Raw genomic sequence first — 13,038 nt, 5'->3', positions numbered from 1 at the left:
TTAAAATTTTACCGTCAACTATGCCCTTATCTTTTGCGCTTTAGACTATAATAGTCGATTGTCCATTTTTTACTGAGCAACTTTTATTAACGGTGGAAGCGACTATGAGCCAATTAAACCCTCGCCAACAAGAAGCCATGCAATATGTCTCTGGACCCTTGCTGGTATTGGCAGGTGCAGGTTCGGGTAAAACATCTGTGATTACCCGTAAAATCGCTTATCTGATTGAAGAGTGCCAAATGCCCGCTGAGCGTATCACCGCGGTCACCTTTACCAACAAAGCGGCTCGCGAGATGAAAGCCCGTGTGCAAAAATTATTGCCAAGTGACAAAACCAAAGGTTTAACTGTCTCGACGTTTCACCAATTTGGCTTGCAGTTTTTACGTTACGAGTTATTGCATACGCCGCTTAAAGGCAATTTTTCCATCATGGATGCCGAAGATAGCAAGCGGCTGTTGATGGATTTGATGGTACGTGACAACATGAGCGGTGCTGAGAGCCGCGAATTGGTTGGTAAAGCTATCAAAATGATATCCGATTGGAAAAACGACCTCATCCCCCCTGAAAAGGCAGCGGATACGTTGACTGACCCTGAAGATATGCTATTTGCAACGCTGTATCAACTCTATGAGCGTAACCTACGTGCCTACAATGCGGTGGATTTTGATGACTTAATTGTAATGCCGACACGGCTGTTGCAAGAAAATAGCCAAGTACGTGACAAATGGCAAAATCGCATACGCTATCTACTGGTAGATGAATACCAAGACACCAATACCGCGCAATATGAATTGATTAAACTGCTAGTGGGCGTGCAGCCGCGATTTACGGTGGTGGGTGATGATGACCAATCCATCTATGCATGGCGTGGGGCAAAACCTGAAAACATGGCACTGCTGCAAGAGGATTTTCCCAAATTAAAAGTGGTTAAGCTTGAGCAAAACTATCGCTCTACGTCGCGTATTTTGCACGCTGCCAACTCAGTGATTACCCATAATGAGCATTTATTTGAAAAAAAATTATGGTCAGATAAAGGGCATGGCGAGCTGATTCGCATCATCAATTGTCGTAACGATGATGATGAAGCAGAGCGCGTTGCCAAAGAAATCATCACCCACAAACTTCGCAATGCCAATGAATGGCAAGATTATGCGGTACTGTATCGTAGTAACTTTCAGGCGCGTATGTTAGAAGCTCAGCTACGTCAGCTGCAAATTCCTTATAAGTTATCGGGCGGCACGTCGTTCTTTGCCCGTAGTGAAATCAAAGACATCATGAGCTATTTGCGCTTGATTCTAAATCCTGAAGATGACAGTGCCTTTTTACGCATTATCAATACCCCAAAACGTGGGCTTGGACCTGCCAGCCTTGAAAAGCTCGGATTATTTGCCCAAGAACACCAAGTCTCGCTCTTGATGGCAAGTGGTCATAGTGGACTGACGCATGTATTACCCAAAAAAGCCAGTGGCGAGCTTAAAGAATTTGCTGATTTTATCGAGCGTTATACCCAAGAGCTATACCAGCATCCCGACCCTGTGCCGCTGGTCAAGCAAATGATTGATGAAACTGGCTATATTGATTTGGTACGAAGCGAAGCAAAAACCCCACAGCAAGAAAAAATTCGTATTGATAATATCGAAACCCTTTACGCCAGTATCCAAAACCTGATTAACCGCGCGGATGATGACGATGATCGCACTATCGATGCGGTCATTCGTAAGCTTGTGTTACTTGATATGCTAGAGCAGCAGCAGGAAGAGGAAAATACCAATAAAGTCAATCTGATGACGCTACACGCCGCTAAAGGGCTTGAGTTTGATTATGTCTATATCATGGGACTTGAAGAAGAACTATTACCGCATAAAAACTCCATTATTGCTGAATCCATCGAGGAAGAACGACGTTTGATGTACGTGGGGATTACCCGTGCCCGTAAAGAGCTGACCATGACGATGGCTGCACAGCGCCGTGCAGGCGGGCAAATGAAAACCACCACCCCTAGCCGATTTATCGACGAACTGCCGGCAGAACATATCGATGCCCCTGGCATGAAAAAATCAGCGGCAGCGCACCAACCCAAAAAAACCGCAGATGATTATTTGGCCAATATTCAAGCGTTACTCAAAAGCAAAGCCGCCAAATAATTAATTGATAAAAAAACGGCATAAAAGAAAGGGCGTAGAGGAAAGGGCAAAAAAGGTGACTTTAAGTCCTTTTTTTATGCAAAAACAGCCCGTATGACAAATATTTGACCCAAGCATCCAAGTAAATGTAACTAAATATTTCTTAGAAATAGGATGCTTGACAGGAGATGTAACAAAAAATTTCAAATAAGTAGCTTAGTTACCTTTTTGGCAAATTTCATTTCATAACTTAACGTCCGACCTGTTAAACACAGACAGTAATCTAAATTTATTTTGCTATGATGGCTTTAACAAAACAAGCAGGGCAATATTTGAATTCCAAAGATTCAAATTAACTTAACTAATAATTTTACATGGCTTGTTATGATGCTTTTCAAAAAACTTCTAAAGGAGAAGACGATGAAAACTTTAAATAAAACCCTTTTAGCCTTAATTGCAGGTACAGTTGTGACTGCAGGTGCAAACGCTGCCCTTTATCAAACCAATACTGTGGGTTACGCAGGTCAACCCTATGTAGGTGTTAAAGCGGGTCAATTTAATACTGATGTTGACCGTCTTGATACTGACAACCAAACCGCTTATGGTGTGTATGCAGGTTATAACTTTACCCCTAACTTTGGTGCGGAAGTTGAATATGTAGATTCTTCAAAAGAAGATTTAAAATATCGCGGTACGAAAGTAGGTGAAATTAGCACTAACACGGCAGGTTTATATGGCACTTATAAATACCAATTCCCAGCATCGAATGTTTATGCCAAAGGTAAACTAGGTATTGCGCAAACCCAAGTTGATTTTGGTGATGATAAATATGACAAGTCGGGTGTAGCAGGTGGTGTCGGCTTAGGTTATAACCTTTCACCAAATGCATCTGTAGAAGCTGAATATACGCGTCTGCCTTCAGTTGACGTAACAAATAATGTTTCAGTTGATACAGACTTAGTCACTGTCGGTGCTCACTATAAATTCTAATTGAATTGCTAATTGAATTAATAGATGAATACTGGATATCAATACAAAAGAGTAGCTTATGGCTGCTCTTTTTTTGGTTTCTTCTTTTTGGTTAAGAAAACTTACTTTGGTATTCGCTCAATATGGTGCCAATTAGGTTTATAATAGAGTGGTTTTTATACATCTTTTTATAAATTTAAGATAAGTTGGTGAGCATGAAGCAAGTACAAGTCAAGATTTTAAACCCCAAAATTGGTAATGATGATAAATTTCCCCTACCTCATCGCGCAACAGACGGCTCGGCGGGCATAGATTTGCGCGCTTGTATCGATGAGCCTATCACTCTAAAAGCTGGTGAAAGCCAGTTGATTGGTACAGGACTTGCCATTTATATTCAAGACCCTGATTATGTCGGGTTTATCATGCCGCGCTCAGGGCTAGGGCATAAGCATGGTATCGTCCTCGGTAATTTGACGGGTGTGATTGATGCGGATTACCAAGGCGAATTAATGGTCTCTATCTGGAACCGTAGTCAAACCGATTATGTGTTACAACCTGGCGAAAAAATGGCGCAGTACTTGGTGGTGCCGATTGCACGTCCGACTTTTGAAATTGTAGCGGAGTTTTCTGATATCAGCGTACGCGGTGAAGGCGGTTTTGGTTCTACAGGTACTCATTAATTGTTACTGTTTTCTCATTTTTTTTAACAATTTATAACAGAGTATTTGATTATTTTGCCAAATTTCAATGCTATGATTCTGGTGGTATAAAATCAGTTAGATGTTTTTTTATGAATACTCTGTTTATTCATCCTTTCCTCCCACAAAAATCTCTTTTTAAAGCTTACGATATTCGGGGTGATGTCACCTTATTTACCGATGATTTTGTCTGGTCATTGGCAAGGGCATTTGCCAAGCTTTTTTTATATGCTCACCAAACGACAGCAACAACGCCAACGTTAGCGGCAAACAAACCTACGGTTGTCATCGGCTACGATGCTCGCCACCAAAGCCAAGAAATTGCCAAATATATGGCGTATGCTTGCCAGCAAGCAGGTCTAGTGGTTCAGTGGTTGGGATTGACAACTACGCCGATGATGGCATTTATGGCACAGCAATTTTCGGGTAATGGGCTGATGGTCACCGCCAGCCATTCGCAAAAACATATCAATGGCATTAAATGGCTTATCAATCATGAGTCGCCAAGCGGTGATGATGTGCAGCGGCTTTATGAGGCTTTAATTGGCTACAAAGCCATCGTGCCTGATGACAGGCTCATTGATGCCATCAGGCAAACTACTTATAAAACGCCCAAGGATTTTTTTGCAACTTATATCCAGGCTATCGAGCAGGCTTTTACTCACATTAATCAAGCTAAACTCACTCAAACCACCTATTTTCATGCACCCCAGCAAATTGTCATCGACTGTATGCATGGTGCGACCAGTGACTTTGCCCAAACTTTATTTAGCCAGCTTGGCTATTGTTGCATCATGCTAAACGCCTGCCCCGATGGCAATTTCCCCCAAGGTAACCCAGACCCAACGCAGTCCAATCGCTTGACACAGTTAGCTCAAACAGTCAAAGCTACAGGCTCAGATATCGGCTTGGCTTTTGATGGTGATGGCGATCGGGTGATGGTAATTGATGCACAGGGTCAGATGATTAGCCCTGACAATTTGCTTTATCTACTCTCTCGCATTGCCATTGAAGAATTGCCCAGTGCGCATACATCAACTGATAAAAAAGTCATTTTTGATGTAAAATGCTCGCATCATGTACCCAATCTCATCACTTCGCATGGCGCCACCCCAATGATGACCAAAACTGGCAGTAGCTTGATGCGAAAGTCGTTACAAAACAAATCAGACAACGCGATTTTTGCAGGTGAGTTATCAGGGCATTTTATTTTTAACGATGGCTATTTTGTGCTACATGACGACGCCATGTATGCGGCTGCCCGCTTGCTCAATTGGTTAAGCCATCAACCTATCAGCCTTAACGATATCCTAGCGAGTTTGCCCACTTGCATTAGTACGGCGGATATGTATTTACCTATTGCGGATAACCATTATGGTCAAACCGTGATTGCTCGTATCACGGCACTGGGGAAAAAGCCGTTTAAACGGTTAAAATCCTCATTTGCGGTCAAAAATGTCAATACGATTGATGGGTTACGCTTGGATTTTGCGGAGGGATTTGGTATTTTACGCAAGTCAAATACGGGCAGTTTTTTGACCGTGCGTTTTTCTGCCAATGACGTCGCCGAGCTGCGGCATATTCAATCTATTTTTGTTGACTTATGTCGTACGATTGATGACAACCTTGCCGAACAAGTCGCACAAATTCAGCCTGTATAAACACCGCTTGTAAAATCGCATTTTAAAAAACGTCTCTAGCAAAATTATATAAGGATTTGAAATGGCATTAGATCTTGAGCAAGCCATGCATACCGCTGACGTATTGACCGAAGCACTACCCTACATCCAACGTTTTGAAGGTAAAGTAATGGTAGTCAAATACGGCGGCAATGCCATGACTGATCCGATATTAGAGAGTTCTTTTGCCAGAGATATCGTCATGTTAAAAACCGTAGGCATTCATCCTGTGGTCGTCCATGGCGGCGGTCCACAAGTCGATAACTTGCTTAAAGAATTGGGGCGCAGCTCTGACCGTATTGATGGCATGCGAGTGACCGACAAAGCCACCATGGATGTGGTGGAAATGGTACTTGGTGGTAGCGTCAACAAATCTATCGTCAATCTCATCAACAAACACGGTGGTCGTGCTATTGGCTTAACCGGTAAAGATGCCAGTCTCATTCGCGCTAAAAAATTACCCATGACCAAAACAGATGAGCAAGGCAACCAACAACAAATTGACTTGGGATTTGTGGGTGATGTGGTCAGCATCAATCGCGATGTAATTGGTTTGATGATTGCCTCTAACTTTATTCCTGTCATTGCACCGCTTGGCGTGGATGATGAAGGCAATACTTACAATATCAATGCTGATGTAGTGGCGGGGAAAGTCGCTGAGTTCATGCTCGCGGAAAAACTGATTTTACTCACCAACATCAAAGGGGTGCTTGATAAAGAAGGCAATGTTGCCACTGGGCTTACCCCTAGCAAGGTGGATGAGATGATTGCCGATGGTACTATCTCTGGCGGCATGATTCCAAAAATCAGCTATGCGCTAGAAGCAGTAAAAAACGGGGTAAAAAGTGCGGTGATTGTCGATGGTCGTGTCCCGCATGCAACCCTGCTAGAGGTCTTTACCGATAAAGGCGTTGGCACCCTCATCAGCCGCCATCCTTGAAGTAACTTTTTCGTTACTTCTGGATTATTTCTAAGTCGTTTTTGCGTCAATAAACCGCTGATTTAAGCGGTTTTTTTTCGCTCATGATATAGGTCAAATATAGGATAGATTTTAGAATTACAACACAAATGTAATTGGTATTTTTTCTAATATTGACTATTATGGCTATTTTAATTTGCAAATTTATATAATGTTGCAAACGGCTCTAGGCGATAGTAGCAATTATTTGGAGTTGATATTCACGTACCACTTACCAAGGAATATTGAGATGTCGCAAAAATACTTTATGGCTTATTGTAGTGAGATAACGCTGACTGCAGCGTTAAATCAACATACCTTTACCCACATTCTGAACCAATCTATTAAAAATAATACTCGCTCTGGTATCACCGGTTTTTTGTTGTATGATGCGGGTAAGTTTTTTCAGTATTATGAAGGCGATGAGTTAGCGTGTGCAAACTTACTTCATGCGTTAAAACAAGATGATCGCCACACCCATATCAAAATCATTGGTCAAGGCTATATTTCAAATACCATATTTGACAACTGGTTTATGGGTTGTTTTGATTTATCCAAGCATTCTTATCTCTTTAAACACCATGCTTTTATAGAATCATTTGATGTCTATAGTTGGGACATGCAAGAAGTCGTTAAGCTGATTGATATCATGTCAGAGCAAAGAATCACTTACATCACGCCGCAAAAACCTATCAAATCACTGTTTAGTAAACGCTTTATGCGTATCCGAAATTTCACCCTGCCGTTTCAAGGTTAGTGGCTAATCTCAAATCTACTAAATCGGGAGATTAAGTTAGCTATCACGCTTTATGATAATCAGGAAGTTAAAACGGTATTATTGTCATCCACAAAAATAAAAAACCTATTGATAACAATAGGTTGATTAAAATAAGCATGGCAAACCGATAAGCCATGTTTTGATAAAACCTAATAAAATCTTATAAAAGCTGAATCTTTGATTTGACAAGGGTTCAGCTTTATTATTATTATCATCCTTTATCTAGTTTTAGCATGAAATTATCAGTTTTGTAGCCACTTTTTGGCTATAAAATTGGCTACATAATATGGGATGATTAAATGAAAAAGCAAGCTATTAAGACTGTTACTCAGCTTGATAAAACTATTAGAGAAACTACTAAAACCACTGCTTACCCTATAGCTGGATATAGTGGCTTAGAAGTTAATGTTCGTGTCAGTGATACAGGCAAAAAGAAAGCCGATTTTAGACATCGTTATACGCATCCAATAACTGGCAATCGACCTTATATGACATTAGGTAGTTATCCAGCTTTAACGCTTGAGCAAGCTAGACAGCTATACAATGACAATCTTGCTTTATTGGCAAAAAATATTGACCCACTCGAAAACAGACAAAACCAAAAACAAAAACAAATAACAGACCGTAAAAATACTTTGCAGTTTTTTATTGAAGAATGGAAAGATATTCAAAAAGGCAAAAATCTAGCACCTGATACCTATAGAAAACAGCGTGATAACTTGGCACCGATTGAAAAGCATTTAGGGAAAATGCGAGTTACCGATATCAAGCCAGCCACAGTTATAGAATTTATCACTGAACTTCAGAAAACAACACCTTACAAAGGATTAGCCATTAAAGGCGTTTTAAAATCAATATTACAAATAGCTTTAATTCATCGAGTCATTGAATATAATCCAGCCACTAATCTTGAAGGTACGTTAAGACCCCATAAAACACAACATCATTATGCTATTACTAATTCTAATGATTTTGCAAAACTGTTAATAGATATAGATAACTTGCCAGCCACTGAAGATTATTTAAAAGAAATTTTACAGTTATTGGCTTTAACTTTCGTAAGGATTGGTGATGTTTGTTCTATGAAATGGAAAGATATAGATTTTGATAATAAACGCTGGGAATTTAGACCGCAAAAGGCTGGCAGGCGTGATGATATGATTGATATGGTTACACCTTTAGCACCACAAGCAATAGCTATTTTGGAGGAAATGAAAGAGAAAACAGGTAATGAGGAATATGTTTTTTATCATCCTAAAAGAAAGCTTGAACCTTATACTGACACCCAACGAGTTAATAAGTTAATGAACAGTAAGCTCATGAATGAAGGTGAAGGCTATTTAAGATTACATACCCCTCATGGCTTTCGTTCAACTGCTAAAACTTTGTTAATGGAGGTATTAGGCTATGATGAACTTATAACAGAATTGCAATTAGGTCATGCAATGCTTAATCGTTACGGTAGAGCGTATAGCAGAATGGAGATGTTAGAACAAAGGACAGAGATGATGAATGACTGGGGGAAGTATTTAGATAAAATAAAAGAGATTAATAAAACTTACTGCTCCTAAATTAATAGTTTATAACCCAATTAATGATATGTATTCACTCGATTAAAAATAATTTTTTTTAAAAAACAAAGTTTACAAAAAATCACCACTAAAAAATCATATTTTCTTGTTAAAGGCTTTACTAAATTTTTCTTTAATCTATTGCAAATCAATATCTTATTCGAGAAACTTTAACAAAACTTTAGACAAAACTTTATACAAAACTTTGAACTATACTCATTCACTCCAATGACCTATAATTTTTTCGTCTAGCAAGACACGCCATTTAAAACAATTTAAAAGAGGAGATTTTTATGATTGTAGAATTTAGCAAAAATATTGAGACGCAGAAGAAACTATTCACAGATTTATTACTTGATACGCTTCCAACTGAAGGTTTTATTAGAGTAGTGCCCTTATCAAAACGCTTAGGTATTCATCATCAAACTTTACGCAGATGGTGGAAGAATGATAGCTTCCCAAAACCTCAAAAAAGAAATGGCATTTTATTGTTTAATAATGCAGATGTAAAAGCTTGGATAAACAATCAACCTATGATTATCAGTTAATTTGATATTTATGTGTTTATAGTAATGGTTACATTGTAGAAAAATTAGGAGGTTTAGATGAGAAATTAAAATTAATAACTTAGATAAATTATTGAAGAAAATAAACTTTAACAAAAAGAAGGAAGTAAAATATATATGACTAAAAATTTAATTGAAAACCAAACAACTATCAACGAGGACAAGAACTTATATGCAGTAGATTGGTTAAAAGTAGAAGTGAATGTTAATCATAATAGGGATAGCATAAACGATGGATTAATCGCTTATTGTGCTAAAAATGATTATGACAACCCTACTCTATCTTATAAGAAAATGAAAGTAGGCAGTTTTAATACGCATTTAGAGATTAAATCTGTAGCAGATAATAAATTGATAATACAAAATAACTTTGGTAAATGGTTAAATGGGCAGAATATAATAGGCTCAACAAATATAAATAAGTTAGTGCATGACGTTGTTGTAAAACTATCAGAATCCTATGACATCAATCCTACAGAAGAACAATTAGAAGCTATATTGGAAGGATGTTTTAAAATATATTTGATTGATATTAACAGAGGAATTTTATTTAATACAAAAGAGCAAGCTTTAACTTATTTAGAACGTATCAAGCTAAATGGTAGTTATCCAAAACGCCAAAAGTACATCAAGAGAAATACCGTTTATTTTGGTTTAGGTAGTGATAGAAAAGAAATTAAATACTATCATAAAGGCAAGGAAATCGTAGCCAACAAACACTATCAAGCTTGTTTAACAGAAGAATTGAAGGCTTTAGCAGATAGAATGGTACGGTTAGAAATACGATTAAAACCTATAGAGTTAAATGAACTTAGATTACAACATGGTTATGATTGGGATGATGAAACAATCCAGTATATTCTAGGTAAAGATTATGCAAGACTTAATTTGCCAAAGCCAGTATGTGAGTTAGAATTGCCTAAAAACTATTTAAAATTTCTATCATGTTATAAATCAGGAACGTTGATAGACTGCTATAAATCTAGTTCAATTAAACGAATGAAAAGAGATATGATTAGATTGTATGGCATTGAGTTAGATAATATAGCGTAATGCTTATAAAACAGGGTTATTTTTGATTATAAAGGCTAGGTGGTGCTAAGGCATTACTTAGCTTTTTTTATTTAAATACAGTTAAATGGAAAGCTTTAAACAGTTGCTCGATATTTTAAATGGATACCTATATTGCGTTTCTTACCTAACAATATGAGTCAAGCTTGAAAAGAAATGTTTTCAACATACTAGATTTAAATTGTAAATGTAAAATTATGTAACAATATAATGCTAGATAAATTAAGCATTTTCAGAATATTAGCTGACATAAACCTAGTAAAATCAAGGGTTGCAGGATATAATTGTTAAACAAAGTAAACATATATAGACTTATTTTTTAATATTTATAATTTGGGGAAAGTATGAAATTTAATTTAATTGGACTGAGTATTCTTATCATTCCCTTTTTAATTATAGGTTGTGATAGTAATTCATCTGAATCGAGTCATTTAGAAAACACTAATAGTCAACAAACAAATAATGAGTTGATAATAGTTCCATATTCAAAAGAAGAAACACCAAAAGTTTACAAACAGTGGGGTAGTAAATGGGTAGAAAGGATAAATCAAATGATGCCCCAAGCAGTAGAAAAAATTAAAGGCAATCCTAAATGTGATGCTCCTGAAAGCGTAATATTATCTGAACAAAAAAGCAGAGTAAGAAAAGAAGCAATATTTATTGTTGATTGTATTAATCGTGAGAGATTTTATGTTAGTCAAAAAGAGCTACAGAATGATAAACCTGTAAAAGCTCAAACAGACGTACTTGGTAAACCGTCTCAATATATTAAAACTTGCCAAGATAAACTTAGGAAATCGTTAGATTACCCCGTTTCATTTGAGACAGATGGAATGACTATGAGAAAAGCACCTATTGGAAACATAGAGATTATTTTGCCTTATTCCGTTCAAGGTCAAAAGACAAATAATTTAGCAGTAAGATGTTTAGTAACGACTGAAAATAAAATTGAAATTAATCCTATTAAAAGACAGTATTGAGGTTACAGAAGGTATGAAAGGCTTGAAAATTGGAATTGCTTCATTAGGATTAAGTTTGACTATCAAAGCTTTAGCTATTAATTATCCACAAACAAACAGTATTACTTATGTGCTTAACGATGGGAAAGGATTTATAGGGTTATCTAATTCGTTAAGGGGCATAAATTTAGATAATTTGTATTGTTCAAAAGCTACTACGACAGTAAAAGAATATGAAAAATTAGCCTCTAATACCTGCAAGGCTATTACTGACAACTATAATAAAATAAAAAAACAAGCTAATATAAACTCAAGAGATGCCATTGCAACTGATAGTATATATAGATATAGTTCCGACAATATATCTAAGTATTACAAACCTTATGCCACATCAGAAAATACAAAAGATTTTCAAAAGATTAAAAAAGGAATTGAGTCACTTAAACCAAATCAAAAAGTTGAGATTATATATTATGATAATGAGCAAACTTATTTAAATTTAAAAGCTAAGAGTTATATTGCGTTGGGTTATAGTACGTTCTTTGATAGAGATTTACCCGAGCAGGCTTTTGAAAAAAAAGCAAGAGAAATAGGCGCAAGTATAGTAGTAATTGAAAAACAAGGGGTTTCAGAAAATGCTATGAACTCAGGAGAAGACCCCAATAATTTGGATTATATTTATCACTATAACGCTGTATTTTTAAGTAAATATAATTACAACAACTTAGGTGAATCATCAGGTTTGGAAATTAGTGAAATTCCTTTAGATAAAAGGACTCTATATCAAAGAAATACAGGAATGTATATAAAAACGATTTTTCAAGATGGCAGGGCATATAACGCTAATATGTTAGTAGGCGATGTAATAATAAAAATTAATAATATTGATATAAAATCAGACAATGATTTTTATATAGCGAAGGAATCAGAATTAAAAAAAGGAAATACTTTAGAATATACTTTATTAAGATTAGTCAATAATGAATTAAGGGAAATAAAAATTCCTATCACATATAATCAATAGCTTTAGCTAACTCTATCAGTAACAAGTGCAACTCCACAGAAATAATGAGACGCATGTTAATGAATATCAATATACAGTTGAGCAAGCTATACAAAAATGCCTATCAAATTAATAATGTAGGTATGGTGTGAAAAATTTATTTATCACCTTATTATTAACTTCTTTATTTGATAACTTAGATAATTTAATCGGCTACTAAAGTGGCTACTAAATCCAATATTTAAAATAAAAAATATTTTATTATCAATAACTTAATCATAAATAATATGGCAAACCGATAAGCCGGGTTCTGTCTAGGACGAACATTCATCTAGGCGTATCGTTACCAATACGCTCAAGCAACCTACCCGTGTCCAACGCGGGCAACGCCATACGGACACCTATTTGGTCTTGCTACGAGTGGAGTTTACCTTGCCATGAACTGTTACCAGTCATGCGGTGGGCTCTTACCCCACCCTTTCACCCTTACCTTATTGCTAAGGCGGTCTACTCTCTGCTGCACTTGTCGTAGGCTTACGCCCCCCAGCCGTTAGCTGGCACTCTGCCCTGTGTAGCCCGGACTTTCCTCCCCTTACCCACTGTAAACAAGGGCAAGCAGCGTTCGTCTGGTCTGCCAAGGCAAGCATTATAACAGGCTTTATC

The 13,038-nt window shown here is 37.1% G+C and carries 11 protein-coding genes and 1 other RNA gene; 11 read left to right on the top strand and 1 reads right to left on the bottom strand.

Annotated features, from left to right (window positions below; genetic code table 11):
* The first annotated feature begins 104 nt into the window (after positions 1-104).
* The 11 genes from H9W84_RS03530 (at position 105) to H9W84_RS03480 (ending at position 12,396) form a co-directional block, all read left to right on the top strand.
* The gene (locus tag H9W84_RS03530) at positions 105-2,144 is read left to right on the top strand and encodes a UvrD-helicase domain-containing protein (protein WP_239741697.1); all 2,040 of its coding nucleotides are present in this window, start codon (positions 105-107) and stop codon (positions 2,142-2,144) included.
* Between the two features lie 399 nt (positions 2,145-2,543).
* Complete coding sequence (locus H9W84_RS03525; RefSeq protein WP_099833662.1) at positions 2,544-3,113, top strand: porin family protein; 570 nt, start codon at positions 2,544-2,546, stop codon at positions 3,111-3,113.
* 194 nt (positions 3,114-3,307) lie between these two features.
* Positions 3,308-3,772, top strand: a complete 465-nt coding sequence (gene dut / locus H9W84_RS03520; protein WP_239741695.1) for a dUTP diphosphatase — start codon at positions 3,308-3,310, stop codon at positions 3,770-3,772.
* A gap of 110 nt (positions 3,773-3,882) precedes the next feature.
* The gene (locus H9W84_RS03515; protein WP_239741693.1) at positions 3,883-5,451 is read left to right on the top strand and encodes a phosphomannomutase/phosphoglucomutase; all 1,569 of its coding nucleotides are present in this window, start codon (positions 3,883-3,885) and stop codon (positions 5,449-5,451) included.
* 61 nt (positions 5,452-5,512) lie between these two features.
* On the top strand, positions 5,513-6,409 hold the full coding sequence (argB, locus tag H9W84_RS03510; RefSeq protein ID WP_239741691.1) for an acetylglutamate kinase: 897 nt from the start codon (positions 5,513-5,515) through the stop codon (positions 6,407-6,409).
* A 268-nt stretch (positions 6,410-6,677) separates the two neighbouring features.
* Complete coding sequence (locus H9W84_RS03505; protein ID WP_158523498.1) at positions 6,678-7,184, top strand: BLUF domain-containing protein; 507 nt, start codon at positions 6,678-6,680, stop codon at positions 7,182-7,184.
* Between the two features lie 320 nt (positions 7,185-7,504).
* Entirely contained in the window at positions 7,505-8,776 is a 1,272-nt protein-coding gene (locus tag H9W84_RS03500; protein WP_239741688.1) for a tyrosine-type recombinase/integrase, read from the top strand.
* 293 nt (positions 8,777-9,069) lie between these two features.
* Positions 9,070-9,324, top strand: coding sequence for a helix-turn-helix transcriptional regulator (locus tag H9W84_RS03495; RefSeq protein ID WP_239741686.1), 255 nt, complete (start codon positions 9,070-9,072; stop codon positions 9,322-9,324).
* A gap of 135 nt (positions 9,325-9,459) precedes the next feature.
* Positions 9,460-10,395, top strand: a complete 936-nt coding sequence (locus H9W84_RS03490; protein WP_239741684.1) for a phage/plasmid replication protein, II/X family — start codon at positions 9,460-9,462, stop codon at positions 10,393-10,395.
* A 362-nt stretch (positions 10,396-10,757) separates the two neighbouring features.
* A complete protein-coding gene (locus H9W84_RS03485) occupies positions 10,758-11,393 on the top strand; it encodes a hypothetical protein (protein ID WP_239741682.1) in 636 nt (211 codons plus the stop codon).
* Positions 11,362-12,396 carry a hypothetical protein gene (locus H9W84_RS03480; RefSeq protein WP_239741680.1) on the top strand — a complete coding sequence of 345 codons (1,035 nt, stop codon included), beginning with the start codon at positions 11,362-11,364 and terminating at the stop codon, positions 12,394-12,396. Before H9W84_RS03485 ends, H9W84_RS03480 begins: the two co-directional genes overlap by 32 nt.
* A 262-nt stretch (positions 12,397-12,658) precedes the next feature.
* On the opposite strand, the gene rnpB is transcribed toward H9W84_RS03480, so the two are convergent.
* Positions 12,659-13,013: RNase P RNA component class A (gene rnpB / locus H9W84_RS03475), an RNA gene on the bottom strand.
* Positions 13,014-13,038: the final 25 nt, after the last annotated feature.

Source organism: Moraxella tetraodonis (assembly GCF_022359095.1).
Classification (GTDB): Bacteria; Pseudomonadota; Gammaproteobacteria; order Pseudomonadales; family Moraxellaceae; genus Faucicola; species Faucicola tetraodonis.
The sequence above is the reverse complement of the archived record's forward strand: the minus strand, read 5'-3'. Positions and strand labels throughout refer to the sequence as shown.

Bases quoted from the DNA above. Each gene is read 5' to 3' on its own strand.
- H9W84_RS03530 (WP_239741697.1), top strand. From the start codon at position 105: ATGAGCCAATTAAACCCTCGCCAACAAGAAGCCATGCAATATGTCTCT.
- H9W84_RS03525 (WP_099833662.1), top strand. From the start codon at position 2,544: ATGAAAACTTTAAATAAAACCCTTTTAGCCTTAATTGCAGGTACAGTT.
- dut (WP_239741695.1), top strand. From the start codon at position 3,308: ATGAAGCAAGTACAAGTCAAGATTTTAAACCCCAAAATTGGTAATGAT.
- H9W84_RS03515 (WP_239741693.1), top strand. From the start codon at position 3,883: ATGAATACTCTGTTTATTCATCCTTTCCTCCCACAAAAATCTCTTTTT.
- argB (WP_239741691.1), top strand. From the start codon at position 5,513: ATGGCATTAGATCTTGAGCAAGCCATGCATACCGCTGACGTATTGACC.
- H9W84_RS03505 (WP_158523498.1), top strand. From the start codon at position 6,678: ATGTCGCAAAAATACTTTATGGCTTATTGTAGTGAGATAACGCTGACT.
- H9W84_RS03500 (WP_239741688.1), top strand. From the start codon at position 7,505: ATGAAAAAGCAAGCTATTAAGACTGTTACTCAGCTTGATAAAACTATT.
- H9W84_RS03495 (WP_239741686.1), top strand. From the start codon at position 9,070: ATGATTGTAGAATTTAGCAAAAATATTGAGACGCAGAAGAAACTATTC.
- H9W84_RS03490 (WP_239741684.1), top strand. From the start codon at position 9,460: ATGACTAAAAATTTAATTGAAAACCAAACAACTATCAACGAGGACAAG.
- H9W84_RS03485 (WP_239741682.1), top strand. From the start codon at position 10,758: ATGAAATTTAATTTAATTGGACTGAGTATTCTTATCATTCCCTTTTTA.